The sequence below is a fragment of the Mesorhizobium sp. B2-6-1 genome, from assembly GCF_006440475.1.
In the GTDB taxonomy this organism is placed as follows: Bacteria; Pseudomonadota; Alphaproteobacteria; order Rhizobiales; family Rhizobiaceae; genus Mesorhizobium.
Genome location: NZ_VFUH01000002.1, coordinates 307,477 through 328,257, shown reverse-complemented (window position 1 = coordinate 328,257; position 20,781 = coordinate 307,477). Strand labels below are relative to the sequence as shown.

The following is a 20,781-nucleotide window of genomic DNA, read 5'->3' as shown; positions in this document are numbered from 1 at the left end:
GCAAGGCGGTGGTGGGGCAGGTTCTTCCTTCTCCCCTTGTGGGGTCCGAAGGACGGGACGAGATCCGTGGCTCGCCCCAGGGCGGTGGATCAGTGCCCAGCGCCGAGACGGTTGAGGGGGTGGGTGACGGCGTGCCGTCATTGCCAAGCTGGAGCACCACTCATCCGACCTCGCTCCGCGAGGCCACCTTCTCCTACAACAAGGGGAGAAGGGAAGGGCGTGCGCAAGGCTACGTCACTTCCTCGGAATGGCTGATATCCACACCATATTCCGCCGCCGCATCGAGCATCGTGTGCCACAGGCTCTCGGCAAAGGTCGCGAAGACCAGAACGTTGAACACCGCCTGTCCGTCCGCCCGATCATTCCCACGCCAGAGCGTGACGCTGGTGTGATCCATCGAGGTTGCGGCGGCAGAGCCGACCGCGAACACACCGGCATGCAGATCGAGCGATGACAGCTTGGCCAACATCGCCCGCGCCTTGTCACCGGAGATGCTGATTAGCGCCCGCGCATGCGACTGGTCGGATAGCGAGGCCGATCCGGCAAGCAGAGGAGCAAGCGCCTTCATCCCGTGCTTGCCACTCTTCGACAGCACGAAAAACTGATCCGGCCCGGACCAGATCAGCGTGGCGTCCGCAATCCGCACCGCCTTGGGCGCATCCGGACCGGCAATGCCGAAACACGCCGTCGCAGCCCTGGCCAGGTCACCCGCCTTGCCGCGGCGTGCCATCACTTGCACGAGGTCGAAATTGCGGATCTCGGTCAGCGAAACGCCGGCATCGCCCTGCGCGCCATGCGGACCGACGACCAGCGTGCGGTCGAGAGGGCTGCGCGCATCCCAGGTAAATTCAGCCACGCTGGCGCCCTCCATCCGGATCGTAGAAGACGGGATTGCACAGTTCGACATCATACTCCTCTGCGCGTAGCGGATCGTGCGCGCGCACGGTCTCGCCGATACGCTCGCGACCACGTTCCACGAGAGCAAGCCCGATCCATTGATCCGATGTCGGCGAGAAGCAGACTGAGGTGACATAGCCCTGGTCGTTATCAGGTCCGGGCGTCTGGCCCTTCGGAACGATGTGCGCGCCGGAGCGCAGCCGCCGCGCCTTGTCGGTCGGCTTGATGCCGACGACGACCTGCCGGTCCGGCGCGACCAGCGCCTCGCGCCCGGCCATGACGCGGCCCACAAAATCCTTCTTGGTCGACATCATCTTGCCCAGGCCGAGGTCGGCGGCCGTGGTCGTGCCGTTCAGTTCCGGTCCGGCGACATGGCCCTTTTCGATGCGCATGACGCCAAGAGCCTCGGTGCCGTATGGCGTCACGCCGAACGGCTTGCCGGCCAGCATCAGATTGCGCACGAGCGCCTCGCCATAGCGCGCCGGCACCGAAATTTCGAACGCCATTTCGCCGGAGAAAGAGATGCGAAACAGCCGTGCCTTGATGCCACCGCGCAACGCAACTTCGCGCGCGCCCATGAACGGGAAGCCCTCGTTCGACAGATCCTCTGTCGGGTCGACGATCTCCTTCAGCAGATCTCGGGTCTTCGGCCCGGCGATCGAGAATTGCGCCCACTGGTCGGAGACCGAGGTCAGTTGCACGTCCAATTCGGGAAACAGCACCTGCCGGCAGAATTCGAGATGCTGCATCACCAGTCCGGCCTTGGCGGTGGTGGTGGTGAGGAAATAATGATCCTCGGCCAGCCGCGAGGTCGTGCCGTCGTCGTAGACGAACCCGTCTTCGCGCAACATCAGCCCGTAGCGTGCCTTGCCGACGGCGAGGTTGGAAAAGGTGTTGATGTAGACGCGGTCGAGGAAGGCGCCGGCATCGGGGCCGTGCACGTCGATCTTGCCGAGCGTCGAGACATCGCAGAAGCCGACGCCGGAACGCACCGCCTTGACCTCGCGGGTGACGGATTCCAGCCAGTCCTTCTCGCCCGTGCGCGGATACCATTGCGCGCGCTTCCACAGGCCGGTGTCGACGAAGACGGCATCCTGTTCGGCGGCCCAGTGATGCGAAGGCGTCAGCCTTGTGGCGTGGAAAGTCTCGTCGCGGTGATGGCCGGCAAAGGCGCCGATCGCGACCGGCACATAGGGCGGGCGGTAGATCGTCGTGCCGGTTTCGGGAATGGACTTGCCCGACACCGCGGCCATGATGGCAAGGCCGGCGACGTTGGAGGTCTTGCCCTGGTCGGTCGCCATGCCGAGCGTGGTGTAGCGCTTCAGATGCTCGACCGACTCGAAGCCCTCGCGCTGCGCCAGTTCGATGTCGGAAGCAGTGACATCGTGCTGCTGGTCGACGAACGCCTTGCCCTTGCCGGCGACATGCCAGAGCGGCGTCAACGAGAACGCCTCGTCATCGGCAGTTGGCGCTGTGCCGGCCTTGCCGCTGCGCCCGGCGTCGAGCGCGGCCGCCGCGCCTGCTGCAAACCCTCCCGCCAGGCAGGCGCCGAGACCGAACGAGCCATTGGCTGCACCGGCGGCGACCATGCCGGGAGGCGCGCCGTCGGGCACGAAGGCGGCGATGTCGTCGCGCCATTTCGGCCGGCCGCGATGATAGGAGGTGAGCCCGACCGCCGGGTTCCAGCCGCCGGAGACGGCAAGCCCGTCCGCTTCCACTTCGGCTCGCGCGCCGCCGGTGAGAGAGACGGAGATTTTCCTCACACCGTCCTTGCCGCCGTCCGCACGGCTGACGGCGCCATGCAGCACCGGGAAGCCGCTCTTCGAGGCGAGCGAACGATGGGCGGGCGAGACGTCAGGCCGTGCGTCGATGACCGCCGCAATCTGCAAGCCTGCGCCGAGTACTGTCTCGACCGTGCGCCAGCCATCCTCATTGTTGGTGAACAGCGCGATGCGTTTTGCCGGCGCGGCGGCATAGCGCGCGACATAGGTCCGCATGGCCGAAGCCATCATCACGCCGGGCGTATCGTTGCCGGCAAAGACGACCGGCCGCTCGAGGGCGCCGGCCGCGACGACGCAACGCCTGGCCACGATGCGCCACATGCGCTGGCGCACCTGGTGCTCGGGCGGCGAGGGCAGATGGTCGTTGACCCGCTCGATCGCGCCATAGGTGCCGCCATCGTAGACGCCGAACAGCGTCGTGCGGGTCATGATGCGGACATCGGGCATTGCCTCGAGTTCCGCCAGGGTTCGCGACAGCCACTCGGCTGCCGGCAGCCCGTCGATCGTGCCGCCATCCGAGAGCAGGCGGCCGCCGGGAATAAAATCCTCTTCGCACAGGATGACGCGGGCGCCGGAGCGGCCGGCGGCAAGGGCCGCCGCAAGCCCGGTCGGGCCGGAGCCGGCGATCAGCACGTCGCAATGCGCCCAGGCCTTGTCATAGTGGTCGGGATCGGCAACGCCGGCGGCGCGGCCGAGGCCTGCGGCGCGGCGGATCGCCGGCTCGTAGATCGCCTCCCAGAATTTCGCCGGCCACATGAAGGTCTTGTAGTAGAAGCCGGCGACGAAGATCGGCGCGAAGATTTGGTTGACCGACATCACGTCGAAATGGAGCGACGGCCAGCGGTTCTGGCTGGCGGCCTCGAGCCCTTCATAGAGCTCGGCGGTCGTGGCCTTGGTGTTCGGCTCGCGGCGTGCGCCGGTGCGCAGTTCGACCAGCGCGTTGGGCTCTTCCGAGCCGGCGGTCAGAATGCCGCGCGGACGGTGGTATTTGAACGAGCGGCCGACCAGCTTGACGCCGTTGGCGATCAGCGCCGACGCCAGCGTGTCGCCCTCGAAGCCGAAGAACGTCTTGCCATCGAAGCGGAAGCTCAGCGGTGACGAACGATCGAGGAGGCCGCCAGTGGAGAGACGATTGGACTGGGAGGAAATCACGATGCAGCCCCATGCACTGGCGTCGCGCTGCCCCTCATCGCCCTGCCGCTTCTTACCCTCCCCCTGGTGGGGAGGGTCGCTGCGAAGCAGCGGGGTGGGGGGGCGGCGCCGACCCCCACCCGGACCTGCGGTCCGACCTCCCTACAAGGGGGAGGTAAAGACGTACCGGCCTTCACCGCGGCGCTGAGCTGGACAGAAAAATTCATTTCGCAACCTGCCTCGCTCCGGCGCCCGCCGCCGGCTCCACGGCCGAAATTTCGTGCGTCAGCGTGTTGCGGGTGACCTTCAGCCACGCTCGGCAGCCGCCGCCGTGATACCAATTCTCGTCCATCACGCCGGCGACATTGTCGCGCAGGTAAACGTAGTCGAAGACGTCGTCCTCCGAAGCGCCAGCCTCCGGACGCATCGGCTTGGCGTCGCCGAGATAGGTGAACTCGCCGAGGTCGCGTTCGCCGCAGAAGGGACAGGTGATGCGCATGGCAGGGCCTTCAGTGCAGGTTCGGTTGGGCGCCCTGGCCCTTTTCGTCTATCATCGCACCAGACCGGAACCGGTCGAGGCGAAAGCGGGCGGCCTCCTTGTGGGACTGGTCGCGGGCCAGCAGGTGGGCAAAGACGAGGCCTGAGCCCGGCGTCGCCTTGAAGCCGCCATAGCACCAGCCGGCATTGAGGTAGAGCCCGTCGACCGGCGTCTTGTCGATGATCGGCGAGCCGTCCATCGACATGTCCATGATGCCGCCCCACTGGCGCAGCAGGCGCACGCGGCCGATCATCGGCATCAGCGCCATGCCGCCTTCGCAGACGTCTTCCATCACAGGCAAATTGCCGCGCTGGGCGTAGGAATTGTAGCCGTCTATGTCGCCGCCGAAGACCAGGCCGCCCTTGTCCGACTGGCTGACGTAGAAATGGCCGGCGCCGAACGTCATCACATTGGGGATGAGCGGCTTGATCGCCTCGGAGACGAAAGCCTGCAGCACATGGCTTTCGATCGGCAGGCGCAGGCCCGCCATCGCGGCGACGCGCGAGGAGGAGCCCGCGACGGCCATGCCGACTTTCCCGGCGCCGATCTTGCCGCGCGAGGTCTCGACGCCGGTCACCTTGCCGTTGGCGTCGCGCACGAAGCCCGTCACTTCGCAATTCTGGATGATGTCGACGCCGAGCGCGCTCGCCGCATGGGCGTAGCCCCAGACCACGGCGTCGTGCCGCGCCGTGCCGCCGCGCCGCTGCAAGAGCCCGCCTTGCACGGGAAAGCGCGCATTGTCGAAATTCAGGAACGGCATCATCTTCTTGACCGCGGCAAGGTCGAGCAATTCGGCATCGATGCCGTTGATGCGCATCGTGTTGCCGCGCCGCGCATAGGCATCGCGCTGCGCATCGGAATGGTAGAGATTGATGACGCCGCGCTGGCTGACCATCGTGTTGTAGTTGAGGTCCTGCTCCATCCGTTCCCACAGCTTCATGGACAATTCGTAGAAGCCGGTGTTGCCGGGCAGGCCGTAATTGGAGCGGATGATGGTGGTGTTGCGGCCGGCATTGCCGGAGCCGATCCAGCCCTTTTCCAGCACGGCCACATTCCTGATGCCGTACTCGCTGGCGAGGAACCAGGCGGTGGCCAGACCATGCCCGCCGCCGCCGATGATCACCACGTCGTAGCGGTCCTTCGGGCTGGCGTCGCGCCAGGTGCGCTGCCAGTTCTTGTGGCCGGAGAAGGCGGCGCGGGCGAGCGAGAAGATCGAATATTTCATACGTTCATTCCGAGGTCGCTCGCACGCTGCGCCGGTCAGATATCCAGCGTGTGGTCGCGCTCCCATTGCGTGAAGTGCGAAGCATAGGAATTCCATTCCTGGTGCTTCAGCTTTAGATAAGCCGACGAGAATTCCTCACCCAGCGCCGTCTTGAGCGATTTGTCATTGTCGAATTCGCGCAACGCGTCGAGCAGGTTGAGCGGCAATTTCGGCGCGCCCTCCACCGTGTGACCATGCTGGTACATGTCGATGTCGTAGCGCCTGCCGGGATCGGCCTTGGAGCGGATGCCGTCGAGGCCGGCGGCGATGATGACGGCTTGCAGCAGATAAGGGTTGGCCGCGCCATCAGGCAGCCGCAGCTCGAAGCGGCCGGGGCCGGGCACGCGCACCATGTGGGTGCGGTTGTTGCCGGTCCAGGTCACCGTGTTCGGCGCCCAGGTGGCGCCCGAAATGGTGCGAGGCGCGTTGATGCGCTTGTAGGAATTGACGGTCGGGTTGGTGATGGCGGCGAGAGCCGAGGCATGTTTCATGATGCCGCCGAGGAAGTGCTTACCCTTGGCCGACAGGCCGAGCTCCATCGAATTGTCGGCAAAGACATTGGTCTTGCCTGATTTGTCCCACACCGAGATGTGCGCATGGCAGCCATTGCCGGTCAGTCCCTGGAAGGGCTTGGGCATAAAAGTGGCGCGCAGGCCGTGCTTTTCCGCGATCGACTTGACCATGAACTTGAAGAAAGAATGCTTATCGGCGGTCGCCAGCGCATCGTCGAAGGCCCAGTTCATCTCGAACTGGCCGTTGGCATCCTCGTGGTCGTTCTGGTAGGCGCCCCAGCCGAGCGCCAGCATGTGGTCGCAGATCTCGGCGATGACGTCGTAGCGGCGCATCAACGCTTGCTGGTCGTAGCATGGTTTCGCCGCCGTATCATATTCGTCGGAGATCGTTTTGCCGTCGGGCGAGATCAGGAAGAATTCCGCCTCGACGCCGGTCTTGACATGCATGCCGTCGTTAGCGGCTTCCGCGATCAGTCGCTTAAGCGTGTTGCGCGGTGCCTGGTCGACCTCCTTGTCGTCCATGATGCAGTTGGCGGCGACCCAGGCGACGTCAGGCTTCCAGGGCAGCTGGATAACCGAATTCGGATCCGGCACCGCCAGCATGTCGGGATGTGCCGGCGTGAGGTCGAGCGAGGTAGCGAAACCGGCGAAGCCGGCGCCATCCTTCTGCATATCTGATATCGCCTGCGCCGGCACCAGCTTGGCGCGTTGCCCGCTGAACAGGTCGGTGTAGGAGATCATGAAATATTTGACGTTTTTCGCCCTTGCGAACTCTGCAAGATCAACTGTCACGGAAGTTCCCCATTTTTTGTCGATTGTTGGCCCTAGAGCATATGGCCTTCGGCCCTTTGTTGATCAGAAGCCGTTCTTCCCCGGTATCCAGTTGGTGCCGGCCAGCGGCACGCCGGCCATCGCGGCGGCCTCGATCGTGAGCGCGACGAGATCCTCGGGTTCGAGATTGTGCAGGCTGTTCTTGCCGCAAGCGCGGGCGATGGTCTGCGCCTCCAGCGTCATCACCTTGAGATAGTTCGCCAGCCGGCGGCCGGCGGCCACCGGATCGACCCGCTTCATCAGTTCGGGATCCTGCGTGGTGATGCCGGCCGGGTCGCGGCCCTCGTGCCAATCGTCATAGGCGCCTGATGTGGTGCCGAGCTCGTTGTACTCCGCCTCCCAGCGGGGATCGTTGTCGCCGAGCGCGACAAGGGCAGCCGTGCCGATGGAGACCGCGTCGACGCCGAGCGCCAGCGCCTTGGCGACATCGGCGCCGTTGCGGATGCCGCCCGAGACGATCAGCTGCACCTTGCGATGCATGCCGAGATCCTGCAGCGCCTGCACCGCCGGCCTGATGCAAGCGAGCGTCGGCTGGCCGACATTCTCGATGAACACTTCCTGCGTCGCCGCCGTGCCGCCCTGCATGCCGTCGACGACGACGACGTCGGCGCCGGCCTTCACCGCAAGCGCTGTGTCGTAATAGGGGCGGGCGCCGCCGACCTTGACGTAAATCGGCTTTTCCCAGTCGGTGATTTCGCGCAGTTCGAGAATCTTGATCTCGAGATCGTCCGGCCCGGTCCAGTCGGGATGGCGCGAGGCCGAGCGCTGGTCGATGCCCTTGGGCAGCGTGCGCATCTCGGCGACGCGATCGGAGATCTTCTGGCCGAGCAGCATGCCGCCGCCGCCGGGCTTGGCGCCCTGGCCGACGACGACCTCGATGGCATCGGCGCGGCGCAGATCGCGCAAATTCATGCCGTAGCGCGACGGCAGGTATTGGTAGACGAGCTGCTTGGAATGGCCGCGCTCTTCCTCGGTCATGCCGCCGTCGCCGGTCGTGGTCGAGGTGCCCGACAGCGTCGCGCCGCGCCCGAGCGCTTCCTTGGCCGGGCCCGACAGCGAGCCGAAGCTCATGCCGGCGATGGTGATCGGGATTTTCAGCTCGATCGGCTTCTTGGCATGGCGTGAGCCCAACACGACTGATGTGTCGCAGCGCTCGCGATAGCCTTCGAGCGGATAGCGCGAGATCGATGCGCCCAGGAACAGAAGGTCGTCGAAATGCGGCAGCTTGCGCTTGGCGCCGGCGCCCCGGATGTCATAGATGCCGGTGGCCGCGGCGCGGCGGATCTCGGAAAGCGTGTAGTCGTCGAAAGTCGCGGATTTGCGCGGCGTCGTCGGCGGGTTGCGATAGGTCATGCTGCCTCAATACGCGTCGGCGTTGTCGATATTGAAATTGTAGAGCGTGCGCGCCGAGCCGTAGCGCTTGAATTCAGACGGCTTGACACCGGTGACGCCGGCGCGGTCGAGCAGGCCCTGCAGCAATTCCAGGTGTTCGGGCCGCATTTCCTTGGCGATGCAGTCGGCACCCAGGCTGCCGACCTTGCCGCGCACGAACAGCCGTGCCTCGTAGATGGAATCGCCGAGCGCGTCGCCGGCATCGCCCAGCACCACCAGATTGCCGGACTGCGCCATGAAGGCCGACATATGGCCGATATTGCCGTGCACGACGATGTCGATGCCTTTCATCGAAATGCCGCACCGCGAGGACGCATTGCCCTCGATGACGAGCAGCCCGCCCTTGCCGGTGGCGCCGGCATATTGGCTGGCGTCGCCTTTGACTGTTATCGACCCCGACATCATGTTTTCGCCAACGCCGGGTCCCGCCGAACCATGCACGGTGATGGCACTGCCGGAATTCATGCCGCCACAGTAATAGCCGACGCTGCCGCGCACATCGATGCTGACCGGCTGGTCGACGCCAACGGCGACCGAATGGCTGCCCTTCGGGTTCAACACTTCCCAGGCGGTCTCGTTCGAGCCTGGCGTCAGATTGTGCAGTGCCTGGTTGAGCTCGCGCAGCGACATCTGGTCCAGGTCGAACACCCGGGAGGCATGGTCGCTCGCCGCCGCGGTTGAAAGTTTTGTTGCCGGCATGAACTCAATGCTCCCAGAAATAGACGGTTGCGGGTTCCGGTTCCCAGACTCTCGCATTGTCTATGCCGGGCAGTTTGGTCAGCGCGCGATATTCCGAGCCGAAGGCGACATACTGGTCCGTCTCGGCCATCACGGCGGGCTTGCAGGCGATCGGGTCGCGCACCACGCCGAAGCCGTTCTTGGTGCCGACGACGAAGGTGAAGAAACCGTCGAGATCTGAGAGGGTGCCCTCCAGCGCCTCGCCGAGGTTCTTGCCATGCGCCATCTGCGAGGAGAGATAGGCGGCCGCCACTTCGGTGTCGTTCTCGGTCTCGAATTTCATGCCTTCGCGGACCAGTTCGCGGCGAACGTTGTTGTGGTTGGACAGCGAGCCATTGTGCACCAGGCACTGGTCGGCGCCGGTCGAGAACGGATGCGCGCCCATCGTCGTCACCGCCGATTCCGTCGCCATGCGGGTGTGCCCGATGCCATGCGTTCCGGTCATCCCACGGATGTCGAAGCGGTCGACCACAGCCTCGGGCAAGCCGACTTCCTTGTATATTTCCACGGCTTCGCCGGCACCCATGATGCGGATGTCGGGCCTGAGCGACTGGATGGTCTCACGCGCGGCATCGACCTTTTCGGGCGTGGTCCTGATGACGGCATGCGTCGATTTTACCATGACGCTCACCGGCACGCCGAGCGCCTTGGTGAGTTCGGCGTCCAGTCCACGAAAATCACGCTCCGGCCTCGGCGACTGGATGGTGATCTTGGCCTCGTTGCGGGACGGCGCGCCATAGATCGCGATGCCGGCGCTGTCGGGTCCGCGATCGCTGAGCGATACCAGCATCTGCGACAACATCGCACCGAGCTGCGGCTCCAGCGCCTTGTCCTTGAGGAAAAGTCCAACGATTCCGCACATGCCAGCCTCCAGACCCTTTGTAGCTAAAAATGATGTATCGAATGAGTTCGGGGAATTCAATTGGTATGAAAAAAATATTCCTCTCGTTACGCGTTGTGTTTTGTCCCATCCGGCGGCCCATCGCCTTGTCGGCGCATGGAATGGGCCCATTTGGCGGTCCGGATACGAGCCATCTTGTAGGCGTCGAGGATCGACAGCGCATAGATCAGGAAGCCGCCGGCGTGGCGGCCGACAAAGCTGGCGTCGGGCGGGGCGATCTTCGCCGTCACCCAGGCCAGGATGACCATGAAGAAAAGAAACTGCAGGCCGCGCGTCGGAACGCCCAGCATGACGTGGCCGCTGCCCGGTAGCAGGGTTGCCGCGCCCAGGACGATATATGGGCTGGTAGGTCCGGGCGAGGGGGTTGCGCCGGTCATGCCGCTTTCCGTTCGTTCCTGTTGATCGCGTCGCGCAGTCCCGAAAGGGATACGAGCAGCCGCGAGATCAGCGCCGGGTCGATTTGCGCGTCACCGAAAGCGGCTTGCCGGAAGACACCGTAGCGGGCCCGCTCGGCTTCGGCCAGCAGCCAGACGATACGCACACCCTTTGGCGTGATCAGTAGCTCCTTGGCGCGTCCTTCTGAAAAGGGCTCCAGATGGTCGGCGATGATGTTTTGCGGGAAGCGCACGCCTCTGCGGTCCGTTCGAAGCACCGCCTCGGCGGGAAAGCCGGGCGCCTTCGGCAGCGTGTGGTCGAGATGGTCGAAATTGGAGAATGTCGTCGGCGAGCCCGGCCGCATCATCATGTCGAAGGTGCCGGGCACGGCTGTTTTCTCCGTTATCGATACGCTGAGCCAGCGCGCCGGCAGCTTTCTCGTCGCCAGCGTGTCGACGATGGTGCGCAACTGCACGCGCTGGCCGTTCCACGAGCCTTCCCACGTAACGACGCCGGCAGTACCGTCCGAGACATCTTCGGCGTCGGCAATGACGGCGCGGATGCTGGCCTGGTCGGCGGCGCGCGCCACGGCAGCCCTGTCGCGGCTGCGGCGTGCCAGCCAGGCAAAGTGCAGGACGAGAGCCAGGACAGCCGCCCCGGCAAGCAGTGCTGACGTCACCTCGGACATTTCGTCATGCCAGGCCCGCCCAATTCGGACGGGCCTACTCCCATCAATAGCCCTGCGGTTTCGGCCACGGCATGGTGAACTGGTCGCCGCGCCGTACGAATTTGTAGCGGTAGAAATGGAACCACAGCGAGATCAGGAAATAGAACGCGACCATGGCGATGAGCTGCGAGCCGAAGCCGAGGAAGATGGCGAAGAAGGTCACCACGCACAGGCAGAACAAGACGATCGCCGGCAGCGGGTGAAAGGGATGCGTGTAGCCGCGGCGGATCGAACCCAGAGGCCACTTCTTCCGGAACATCATGATGTTGATGCTCATGAACGTATATTGCAGCACGCCGGACAGGATCGAGAAGGTGATCGCCTGGTTGAGGTCGGCGATAAAGGCGAAGGCGAGCGCGATCGGCAGCAGGAACAGGATCGAGCGGTAGGGTGTGCGGTATCTCGGGTGCACCGCCGAGAACCAGCTCGGCAGGTAGCGATCGCGGCCGAGCGAGAACCAGGCGCGCGCCGCGTCGTTGATGCAGCCATTGGCGGACGCCAGTGCGGCAAGCAGCGTGGCGATGAACAGCAGGTTTTCCAGCAGCGGGTTGCCGGTCAGCTTGCCGGCGTCCCACAGCGGATAATAAGTGATGCCGAGATATTCCCAGGGCATCAGCGAGGCGCAGACATACCAGGTCATGGCGGCGGCGATCAGAAGCGTGATCATGCCGGCCATCGTGCCATAAGGCAGCGAGCGCGCGGGCGAGCGCACTTCCTCGGCCGCCTGCGTGGTGCCCTCGATGCCGAGATAGTACCAGATGCCGAACTGGAAAGCGGCGATGACGCCGATCCAGCCATAGGGCAGCGCGTTCTCTGGGGTGACCAACTCGTTGAGCTTGAGCACCGCGCCTTGCGTCCACGGGCTGACCGAGAAGAACAGGATGACGATAGAGATGTAGGCAATCGCGGTGATGACGAAGTTGACGTTGAGCGTCATCAGCACGCCGCGATAGTTGAGCCATGCCAGGACGACGATGGTGGCGGCGATGAAGGAGTTGTGGGTGAGGCCCTCGACGCCCGCCTTGGCGACGATCGTGTCGCCGAGCAGGATGGCGTCCGACACTTCGAGCATGGTGTAGGCAAAGACCAGGAACAGCGCGACGTTGAAGGCCATCAGCGGCCCGACGATGTGCTTGGCCTGCGCATATTGGCCGCCCGCGGCGGCGACCGTCGACGTCACTTCGGAATCGATCATGGCGACCGAGGTATAGAGCAGCCCGACGACCCAGCAGACAATCAGCGCGGCAAGCGCGCCGCCCTTGTCGGCGGAGAAATTCCAGCCGGTGAACTCGCCGACCAGGACGATGCCCACACCCAACGCCCAGACATGGGCCGGGCCAAGCACCCGAAGCAGCGAGACCCTGTCGCCATTTGTTGCCGAACCCGCAGTTTCAACCACGACCGTCATCGATCAATCCCCACTCAGATCCGGTGTTTTTCGGAAGCGGCTTCAAGTTCGCCTTCGCGCGAGGACGTCAGCACATCCTCGGAGTAGGTCGTATCGACCTTGAACCAATCGTAGAGCATCCACAGCGCAAGCACGATCGAGATGCCCCAGCATGCGTAAGAGAGTACTATCCACATGGTCTGTCCCCGGATTATTTCTCGTCGAACTTCTCGTTGATGACGTCGCGATATTCACGGTCCGATGCCCGGAACAGGAACACGAAATAACCGATCAACACGGCTGCCATGACAACCAGCGTCGGCCAGTCGATGATGTAGTGGAAACGGTTCTGGATGATGTCGTGCGCGGTCTCGGGCGTATAGCCGAGCCTTTCCCAGATCGACGCCATGGTCGGGTTCTGGCCGAGCGCCTCCCAGGTCTTGGCGTCGAGCGCATCGATGGACTTGGCTGCTCCCGCCAATCCCAGTTTCAGCGGCAGCCACAGCGCCACGAAGATGGCGACCACGACGACGGCGATATCGAAGACCTGCCCGGCCTTGCTCTGTTGCGGCGGCGTGTAGCGGGACATGCTTCTCTCCCCCCCTCAGGATTTGCGGTTGCGGTCGTAATTCTTGATGTCGAGCCCGTAGATGAACTCCTTGTCTTCCTTGTAGTGGTTGACCATGGCCAGGATCGCCGCCGTGTTGAAGATCAGCACCGCGGCGGCGGCAATCGCGACGACGGCCTTGATGCCGTCATGCGGGATATGCGGCCATGTCATGAAGAGGACGAAGAGGATCGTCGCCCACAGGCAGATGATCAGGAGCGCGGATCCGCGCAAGTCGGAACGGTACAGCGCCTCGATGCGCTGCTGCAGGTCTGACATCGGTTTTCCCCTTTTTCGACGTCCGGTTCCGAATCCACCGCCCGCCGTTCTCTTTCAAGAGAGTGAAATTTTTTTCATAAATTCAGACCGAATTCGGAAATTGTCAAGACGAATTTACGCAGAGTTAACCGCCTTGTTCGGATGACGAATTTGCCTGACAATGAAATTATTTGCTTTCAGGGGATTGCAGGCCTCCCGCGTTTGCGATCAATATTCGCTCAAAGCTCCAGCCCACGCGCACAGGAGCAGGGAACATAATCAAAATATCAAACGGAGGATCGGATGACGGCATCCTGGAGATTTTCAACCCTGGCGGATCGCCATCGCGCGCTGGGTTCGAAACTCGAAGACTGGAGCGGCATGGGCACCGCCTGGACCTACGACAAGGATGCCGACGAGGAATACATCGCTATCCGCACCAAGGCCGGGCTGATGGATGTCTCGGGCCTGAAGAAGGTCCACATCACAGGCCCGCACGCCTCGCACCTCATCGATCTCGCCACCACGCGCGACGTCGAAAAAATCTATCCCGGCAAATCGGCCTATGCCTGCATGCTCAACGAGGCGGGAAAATTCACCGACGACTGCATCCTCTACCGCACCGGGCCGAATAGCTGGATGGTGGTGCATGGCTCGGGAACCGGACATGAGGAGTTGCAGCGGGCGGCGATGGGCAGGGACGTGTCGCTGCGCTTCGACGACAATCTGCACGACCTCTCGCTGCAGGGGCCGGCGGCGGTCGACTATCTTGCCAGGCACGTGCCGGGCATTCGCGACCTCAACTATTTCCATCACATGCAGACGCAGCTCTTCGGTTTTCCGGTGATGATCTCGCGCACCGGCTATACCGGCGAGCGCGGCTATGAAATCTTCTGCCGCGGCCAGGATGCCGGCACGATCTGGGACAGGATCCTCGACGAGGGCAAGAGCGCCGGCATCATCCCGTGCCGCTTCACTACGCTCGACATGCTGCGCGTCGAGAGCTATCTCCTGTTCTATCCCTACGACAATTCGCAGAAATATCCGTTCGAGAATGAAGGCCCCGGCGACACGCTGTGGGAACTCGGCCTCGACTTCACCGTCAGCCCGGGAAAGACCGGCTTTCGCGGCGCCGAGGAGCACTACCGTCTCAAGGGCAAGGAGCGCTTCAAGATCTATGGCGTGTTGCTCGACGGCAAGGAGCCGGCCGACGAGGGCGCCCCGGTCTATCGCGATGGGAAGAAAGTCGGCGTCGTCACCTGCGCCATGTATTCGCCGCTGGTCGAGAAATCGATGGGCATCGCCCGCCTCGACGTCGACTGCGCCGTCAAGGACACAAGGCTCGAGATCCGCAACAGGAGCGGATCGATCAAGGCGACGGCGCAGCCATTGCCGTTCGACGACCCAAAGAAGACCAAGCGCACGGCGAAAGGCTGAGGCATAGTCGAAGGCGAGGGTTCGAGGCACGAAGCAGAGAATGGCAGCCAAGTCGATCATCAGCCGGCCCGTCTACGGAACCTTGTCTCCGCAGCCCGGCAAGCACCATCTTTTCATCGCCGATGCCGAGGGTGCGCTCGCGATAGCGGACATGGCCAAAACGGCTCCGGACGGGTTCTTCGACGGTGCCGAGATCGTCTTCATTCCCGGGCCGGACGACAGGCAAGTCGCCGCTCTCGAAGCGCTGAAACCGGCGCGCTTCCACCAGGCGCCGTCCTTCGCCAGTCTGCTGCCGCGGCTGAAACAGACGCTTGATAACGCGCATATGGGCCTGCGCCTCTATCTCGCCGGTACCGAAGGGCTGATCGGCCAGGCCATGCAGGTGGCGCTCGATGCCGGCATCGACCACACCGCGATCCAGACCGAACATCGCGGCTCGCTGGCGCGCCGCGTGCAGTGCGTGCATTGCAAGGGCATCACCGAGAATGTAACGACGCAACCCGCCACCTGCTCGCATTGCGGCCTGCTACTTCTGGTACGCGACCACTATTCGCGGCGGCTGGCGGCGTTCCAGGGCGTCTGCATCAATGCCGAGGATCGCAGCGAAATTCCTCCGTTCGAGGAGGTCTTCCGATGAGCACCGGCACCACCAAGCTCGACGTCGTCGTCAGCGATGTTGTGCCCGTCAACGAGCTGGTCACCCGCTTTCATTTCCGCCGCCGCGACGGCGAGCTGTTGCCGACCTTTTCAGGCGGCGCCCATGTCGTGGTCGAGATGCGCGACGGCGACCGCACAAGGCTCAATCCCTATTCGCTGATGGGCTCGCCGCTCGACACGCGCGAATACACGATCTCGATACGTCGCGACGATGTCGGCCGGGGCGGCTCGCTGTTTATGCACCGGAGCGTCAAGCCCGGCCTGGAGATGGTGATCTCCTATCCAGTCAATCTGTTCTCACTCGATCTCCGGGCGAAGAAACATTTGATGCTGGCGGGCGGCATCGGCATCACGCCCTTCATGGCCCAGACCGCGCAGTTGGCAGGCGAGGGCGGCAATTTCGAACTGCACTACACCTGCCGCACGGCTTCGCTCGGCACCTATGCCGATGTGCTGCAACAGCGCTACGGCCGCCGGGTCCGGCTCTATCACGACGACCGCGGGGAACGCATAGACCTCGACCGGCTGCTGTCGTCGCAGCCGCTCGGCACGCATCTCTATGTCTGCGGTCCGGCAGGCATGATCGGCTGGGTGCGCGAGCGCGCCGCCGCGCTTGGCTGGCCACCGGAGACCGTGCATTTCGAGCATTTCGCGGCGCCGCAACCGGGATTGCCCTTCGATGTGACGCTGGCCGTCAGCGGCAAGACCATCCGGGTCGGCGAGCAGCAGAGCCTGCTCGAGGCGATCGAGGCGGCCGGCGTCGATCCGCCCTATCTCTGCCGCGGCGGCGTTTGCGGCCAATGCGAAACCAACGTCATCGCGTCCGACGGCAAGTTCATCCACAACGACCATTGGCTGAGCGAGGAAGATCATCGCTCCGGCTGCAAGATCATGCCGTGCGTGTCGCGCTTCGAAGGCAAATCGCTGGTCTTGGAAAGATAGGAGGCGAGCTTGGGCATCACCTTTCGCAAGGAAACGTTTCGCGACGACTTCACCTTCAGGAACAGCCCTGAGCACATCAGGCGGTTCCCGTTTCCGTTCCATGAAGACAGCTACATGTATGCGGTCAACATCGAGCCGCATGTCGTCGGTCCGAAGGGCAGCGTGCTGGAAAACCTGATAGATGTCGATGAGCACTATGTCGCCGAGATGCAGGACCGCGCTCTGGTCCTGGCCGAGGATCCGTTGCGCTGCCAGTCGCTGCCGCACATGACGCTCGCCGGCTGGGATCTGCTCGAACTTCTGATGGAGCAGCAGGCGCTGGGCTATCCCGAGCATTTCACGCTGACCCGAGACGGCGATCGCTGGCGCTGGATCAACCGGCCGCTCGGCATCGACGACACCTTCACCTTCGGCGACACAACGACGCTGCCTTACGGGCCGATGGAGTACATCACCCGCCAGAGCCAGGGCGATTTCTGCATCCTCGATCAGCGCGACGGCAATCTTTGGATGGATGCCGGAATGGTCACCACCCAGGCCGACTGGTCGCTCGATTTTGACATCGGCATGAACTTCTTCGAGTGGCACGCGCCGGTACCGCTGGCACATGAAAAGGGGATTTTCGTCAGGGCGCTGAAGTTCCTCATCAACATCCAGCAGGGCAAGCCGGCGCGTCGCCTGAACTGGACCATGACCGTCAATCCGCGCCTCGACACCAGCCCCGAGAATTATCACAAATGGGGCCCGGACCGGGCGACGGTGACGCCCGACAATGTCGGCGACAAGGTGCATCTGCGCGTCGAGTTGCAGAGCTTCTGGCGCCTGCCGCGCTCCAACGCCATCGTCTTCCCGATCCGCTGCTACCTGATCAAGATGGACGAGCTGGTGACGCAACCGAAATGGGCGCGCCGCCTGCACCGCGTCGTCCGCGACCTGCCCGAGGAGCTTGCCACCTACAAGGGGCTGACGCGCTACCGCCCGACACTGGTCGAGTGGCTGTCGAAATTGGATGATGGCAGTGCGACGAGCCCGGGATTCGGGCCGGATTGATTGCTGTATTGACGCTGCCCTCCAAGCAGCCAATCTCCCCCCAAGAGGGGGAGATGCCCGGCAGGGCAGAAGGGGCGCCGTGGAGCGCAGGCCTTGCCCAATGTCCAACCTCTAACGCTCCGCGAAACTCACCCGCCGCCCAGCCCGGCCACAATCACGACATGCTGGCAGACACTGTCGATGTCGCGGATAACATCGTCGTTCCAGAAGCGCAGGACGGTCCACCCCAGGGCTTCGAACTTGGCGGTTCTTGCAGCGTCCAATTCCAACGCTTCGGCTTGGCCATGCTGGGAACCATCAAGCTCGACGATCAGCTTTTTGTCCGGGCATGCAAAATCGACGATATGGCCGGCGATAGGCATCTGGCGCCGAAAACCCCAGTCCCATCAACCTACGTGCCCTGATCTCATTCCAGAGCTTGAGTTCGGCGTCGGTCATCACCTTGCGCATCCTGCGCGCATTGCGGCGGTTGTTGGAGGATACGAGATTATGCGTCATCGCGGTTCGCCCCCCTCTGTCCTGCCGGACATCTCCCCCTCAAGGGGGGAGATCGGATGTCACTTCGGCTTTCGCCAATCGCCAATGCTGTAAAAAAGGAATCGAGCCCCGTTAACCCGCGCTCTGCGGATAGCAAATAATCGACAGATAGCGCATGGGCAGTTTCGTCAGCTGCTCCGGTCCGTGCGGGGCGTCGGCGTCGAAGAACAGGCTGTCGCCGGGCTTCATCGGATAGAGATTGCTGCCGTGCCGGTAAATGACCTCGCCCTCGAGCATATAAAGGAATTCCATGCCCTCGTGCTGGAAGGTCGGGAACACGTCCGAATCCTCGGTCAGCGTGATCAGATAGGGCTCGACGACGACGCCGCTGGTGTTTGAGCCGATATGGCCAAGCAGATTGTACTGGTGGCCGGCGCGCGTGCCGCGGCGCTCGACGTCCAACCCTTCGCCCGCCTTGACGAAAACGGCGCTGCGCTCCTCTTCGAAGCGGCGGAAGAAGGCGGTGACGGGAACACCCAGCGCCCGCGACAGCGCCTGCAAGGTGGTCAGCGACGGCGAGGTGATGCCGTTCTCGATCTTCGACAGCATGCCCAGCGAAATGTCGGTGGCGACCGCCAGATCGGCGACGGTGATGCCGAGCTTCTTGCGGAACGCGCGCACCTCGCGGCCGATCGCCACTTCCAGCACCTTTTCACGCGTGTCGCGGATGGCGTGCGGGTTCTGGGTAAGCGGCGCGCGGATGGTCTTCCCGTCCACCGAGACCTTTGGCAGCGGCTTTGCCTTTGCGCCGCCGGCTCCAGCACCGGCCTTTGGATTTGAAGCGTTTTTCGCCATGTCGCCCCCGGACTTCGCGGATTTATTTCACTCAAGGTGAACATATTCGGTGGCGATACATGAGCGCAGCCGCGTCGGCAAGCCGTCTTATGCCGCATGCGCCAATCCCGCGATTTCGGGCAATGCGGGTTCTTCGCCAGGAATCCGCCTTGCGCAAACGCCGTTCCCGCAGATGGCTGTTGACAGTGCCGGAGGGCCAATTACTGTCACTGCCAGTGAAATTTGTTTCGCTGGGGAAAAAAAAAAAATGGAGGCCCGGACATGAACACTCGCGTTGCCGTCATCGGGGCCGGACCGTCCGGCCTAGCACAGCTCAGGGCCTTCAAGTCAGCGGCCGACAAAGGGGCAGACATTCCCGAGATCGTCTGCTTCGAAAAGCAGTCCGACTGGGGCGGCCTGTGGAATTATACATGGCGCACCGGCCTCGACGAACATGGCGATCCGGTGCACGGCTCGATGTATCGCTATCTCTGGTCGAACGGGCCGAAGGAATGCCTGGAATTCGCCGACTACACGTTCGAGGAACATTTCGGCCGACCGATCGGCTCCTATCCCCCGCGCGCCGTGCTGTGGGACTACATCAAGGGCCGCGTCGAAAAGTCAGGCGTGCGCAAATGGGTGCGCTTCAACAGTCCTGTGCGCATGGTGACCTTCTCGGACGAGACGAAGAAATTCACCGTCACCGCGCATGACCGCACCAATGACGTCACCTATTCGGAAGAGTTCGACAATGTCGTCGTCGCCTCCGGGCATTTCTCGGTGCCAAACGTTCCCTATTTCGAGGGGTTCTCGACCTTCAACGGCCGCATCCTGCACAGCCACGATTTCCGCGACGCGATGGAATTCAAGGGCAAGGACATCCTGATCATCGGACGCTCCTATTCGGCCGAGGACATCGGCTCGCAATGCTACAAATACGGCGCGAAGTCGATCACCTCGAGCTACCGCTCCAAGCCGATGGGCTTCAAATGGCCTGAGAACTGGAAAGAGGTGCCGCTGCTCCAGAAGGTCGTCGGCAAGACCGCGCATTTCAAGGATGGTTCAACCAAGGATGTCGACGCCATCATCCTGTGCACCGGCTATCTCCATTCCTTCCCCTTCCTCACCGACGACCTGAAGCTCAAGACCGCCAACCGCATGTGGCCGCTGGATCTCTATGAAGGCGTCGTTTGGGAGAAGAACCCGAAGCTTTTCTACATTGGCATGCAGGACCAGTTCTACACTTTCAACATGTTCGACGCGCAGGCTTGGTTCGCGCGCGACGTCATCATGGGCCGCATCAAGCTGCCGTCCGCGCAGGCAATGGCCGAGCACGGCGCCAGATGGCGGGCGCGCGAGGAGACGCTGGAAGACGCCGAGCAGATGATCTGGTTCCAGGGCGACTACACCAAGGAACTGATGGACCAGACCGACTATCCCGGCTTCGACGTCGAGGCGGTCAACCAGACCTTCATGGAATGGGAGCATCACAAGGTGGAAGACATCATGAGCTTCCGCGACCATTCCTACCGCTCGTTGATGACCGGCACCATGGCGCCGCTGCACCATACGCCTTGGCTTCAGGCGCTGGACGATTCGATGGAGAGCTATCTGGAGGTGAAGGGCGTCGCGGCGGAGTAGCGGCTTTCAGGCCGGCAACACGACCCAGTCGTGGCGGCTTTCGCCATAGACGGCTTGCGTCGGCGCAGGGAAAGACGGATCGGCGAAACAGCCGACCGCGACAGCGACCGCCTCCGGTTTGCGCGACGGATACCAGAACACCGTCGAGCCGCAGTTTCCACAAAAGTGGAACGTGACGGGAAAGCCGCTGTCGGAATTGCGCCGGAATGTCTGGGATGAGCCGTCGATGTCGATCGCGTCGGCATCGAAAAAAGCCGCTATCCCGAACGGACTGCCGGTGCGCCGCTGGCAGTCCAGGCAATGGCAAAGCGATATTTTGGCCGGCTGTTGCGGACAGCGGATCTGCAATTGGCCACAGGTGCAGCGGGCAATCCTGCTGGTCATGTCTTCCTCCCTGGATAAGT

The 20,781-nt window shown here is 63.2% G+C and carries 21 protein-coding genes and 1 pseudogene; 5 read left to right on the top strand and 17 right to left on the bottom strand.

The genetic code is table 11. From position 1 onward, the window contains the following. Window positions 1-229: 229 nt before the first annotated feature. From FJ443_RS06295 to FJ443_RS06230, 14 genes are all read right to left on the bottom strand, one after another. A complete protein-coding gene (locus FJ443_RS06295; protein WP_140623594.1) occupies window positions 230-856 on the bottom strand; it encodes a sarcosine oxidase subunit gamma family protein in 627 nt (208 codons plus the stop codon). Then, entirely contained in the window at window positions 849-3,830 is a 2,982-nt protein-coding gene (locus tag FJ443_RS06290; RefSeq protein WP_140663116.1) for a sarcosine oxidase subunit alpha, read from the bottom strand. The genes FJ443_RS06295 and FJ443_RS06290 overlap by 8 nt, the downstream gene beginning before the upstream one ends. A 202-nt stretch (window positions 3,831-4,032) precedes the next feature. Then, window positions 4,033-4,308 (bottom strand): sarcosine oxidase subunit delta, encoded by a 276-nt coding sequence (locus FJ443_RS06285; RefSeq protein ID WP_140520863.1) that lies wholly within the window; start codon window positions 4,306-4,308, stop codon window positions 4,033-4,035. A gap of 10 nt (window positions 4,309-4,318) precedes the next feature. After that, window positions 4,319-5,572, bottom strand: coding sequence for a sarcosine oxidase subunit beta family protein (locus FJ443_RS06280; protein WP_140497859.1), 1,254 nt, complete (start codon window positions 5,570-5,572; stop codon window positions 4,319-4,321). A 35-nt stretch (window positions 5,573-5,607) separates the two neighbouring features. Next, window positions 5,608-6,915, bottom strand: coding sequence for a type III glutamate--ammonia ligase (gene glnT, locus FJ443_RS06275; protein WP_140514695.1), 1,308 nt, complete (start codon window positions 6,913-6,915; stop codon window positions 5,608-5,610). A 63-nt stretch (window positions 6,916-6,978) separates the two neighbouring features. Beyond that, window positions 6,979-8,307: an FMN-binding glutamate synthase family protein gene (locus FJ443_RS06270; RefSeq protein ID WP_095771140.1), complete on the bottom strand. Its 1,329-nt coding sequence runs from the start codon at window positions 8,305-8,307 to the stop codon at window positions 6,979-6,981. A gap of 6 nt (window positions 8,308-8,313) precedes the next feature. Beyond that, window positions 8,314-9,045: a GXGXG domain-containing protein gene (locus FJ443_RS06265; RefSeq protein ID WP_140497863.1), complete on the bottom strand. Its 732-nt coding sequence runs from the start codon at window positions 9,043-9,045 to the stop codon at window positions 8,314-8,316. A 4-nt stretch (window positions 9,046-9,049) separates the two neighbouring features. Further along, entirely contained in the window at window positions 9,050-9,946 is an 897-nt protein-coding gene (locus tag FJ443_RS06260) for a glutamine amidotransferase family protein (protein WP_140497865.1), read from the bottom strand. Window positions 9,947-10,032: 86 nt separating this feature from the next. Next, window positions 10,033-10,362 carry a hypothetical protein gene (locus FJ443_RS06255; protein WP_140497867.1) on the bottom strand — a complete coding sequence of 110 codons (330 nt, stop codon included), beginning with the start codon at window positions 10,360-10,362 and terminating at the stop codon, window positions 10,033-10,035. After that, window positions 10,359-11,048: a hypothetical protein gene (locus FJ443_RS06250; protein WP_181165153.1), complete on the bottom strand. Its 690-nt coding sequence runs from the start codon at window positions 11,046-11,048 to the stop codon at window positions 10,359-10,361. The genes FJ443_RS06255 and FJ443_RS06250 overlap by 4 nt, the downstream gene beginning before the upstream one ends. A 43-nt stretch (window positions 11,049-11,091) precedes the next feature. Beyond that, complete coding sequence (locus FJ443_RS06245) at window positions 11,092-12,495, bottom strand: amino acid permease (RefSeq protein WP_140497869.1); 1,404 nt, start codon at window positions 12,493-12,495, stop codon at window positions 11,092-11,094. Between the two features lie 14 nt (window positions 12,496-12,509). Next, window positions 12,510-12,671, bottom strand: a complete 162-nt coding sequence (locus FJ443_RS06240) for a hypothetical protein (protein WP_140497871.1) — start codon at window positions 12,669-12,671, stop codon at window positions 12,510-12,512. 14 nt (window positions 12,672-12,685) lie between these two features. Beyond that, the gene (locus FJ443_RS06235; protein WP_140497873.1) at window positions 12,686-13,063 is read right to left on the bottom strand and encodes a hypothetical protein; all 378 of its coding nucleotides are present in this window, start codon (window positions 13,061-13,063) and stop codon (window positions 12,686-12,688) included. Window positions 13,064-13,078: 15 nt separating this feature from the next. Next, a complete protein-coding gene (locus FJ443_RS06230) occupies window positions 13,079-13,360 on the bottom strand; it encodes a hypothetical protein (RefSeq protein ID WP_140497875.1) in 282 nt (93 codons plus the stop codon). Between the two features lie 282 nt (window positions 13,361-13,642). Between FJ443_RS06230 and FJ443_RS06225 the strand changes: the two genes are divergently transcribed. Genes FJ443_RS06225 through FJ443_RS06210 form a run of 4 tightly spaced genes read left to right on the top strand, consistent with a single transcriptional unit; the run spans window position 13,643 to window position 17,425 of the window. Continuing rightward, complete coding sequence (locus FJ443_RS06225; protein WP_140497877.1) at window positions 13,643-14,776, top strand: aminomethyltransferase family protein; 1,134 nt, start codon at window positions 13,643-13,645, stop codon at window positions 14,774-14,776. Between the two features lie 40 nt (window positions 14,777-14,816). Next, the gene (locus tag FJ443_RS06220; RefSeq protein WP_140497879.1) at window positions 14,817-15,413 is read left to right on the top strand and encodes a dimethylamine monooxygenase subunit DmmA family protein; all 597 of its coding nucleotides are present in this window, start codon (window positions 14,817-14,819) and stop codon (window positions 15,411-15,413) included. Beyond that, window positions 15,410-16,375, top strand: coding sequence for a PDR/VanB family oxidoreductase (locus tag FJ443_RS06215; protein WP_140663114.1), 966 nt, complete (start codon window positions 15,410-15,412; stop codon window positions 16,373-16,375). The genes FJ443_RS06220 and FJ443_RS06215 overlap by 4 nt, the downstream gene beginning before the upstream one ends. A 9-nt stretch (window positions 16,376-16,384) precedes the next feature. Then, window positions 16,385-17,425: a DUF3445 domain-containing protein gene (locus FJ443_RS06210; RefSeq protein ID WP_140497883.1), complete on the top strand. Its 1,041-nt coding sequence runs from the start codon at window positions 16,385-16,387 to the stop codon at window positions 17,423-17,425. A 128-nt stretch (window positions 17,426-17,553) separates the two neighbouring features. On the opposite strand, the pseudogene FJ443_RS31570 reads toward FJ443_RS06210, so the two are convergent. Both FJ443_RS31570 and FJ443_RS06200 read right to left on the bottom strand, forming a co-directional pair. Next, window positions 17,554-17,923, bottom strand: a pseudogene (locus FJ443_RS31570) (endonuclease domain-containing protein). 111 nt (window positions 17,924-18,034) lie between these two features. Further along, complete coding sequence (locus FJ443_RS06200) at window positions 18,035-18,757, bottom strand: XRE family transcriptional regulator (protein ID WP_140580709.1); 723 nt, start codon at window positions 18,755-18,757, stop codon at window positions 18,035-18,037. A 261-nt stretch (window positions 18,758-19,018) separates the two neighbouring features. On the opposite strand from FJ443_RS06200, the gene FJ443_RS06195 reads away from it, so the two are divergent. Further along, window positions 19,019-20,377: an NAD(P)/FAD-dependent oxidoreductase gene (locus tag FJ443_RS06195; RefSeq protein ID WP_140558273.1), complete on the top strand. Its 1,359-nt coding sequence runs from the start codon at window positions 19,019-19,021 to the stop codon at window positions 20,375-20,377. 6 nt (window positions 20,378-20,383) lie between these two features. Here FJ443_RS06195 and FJ443_RS06190 read toward each other — a convergent pair whose 3' ends face one another. Further along, the gene (locus tag FJ443_RS06190; RefSeq protein ID WP_140514715.1) at window positions 20,384-20,761 is read right to left on the bottom strand and encodes a GFA family protein; all 378 of its coding nucleotides are present in this window, start codon (window positions 20,759-20,761) and stop codon (window positions 20,384-20,386) included. Window positions 20,762-20,781: the final 20 nt, after the last annotated feature.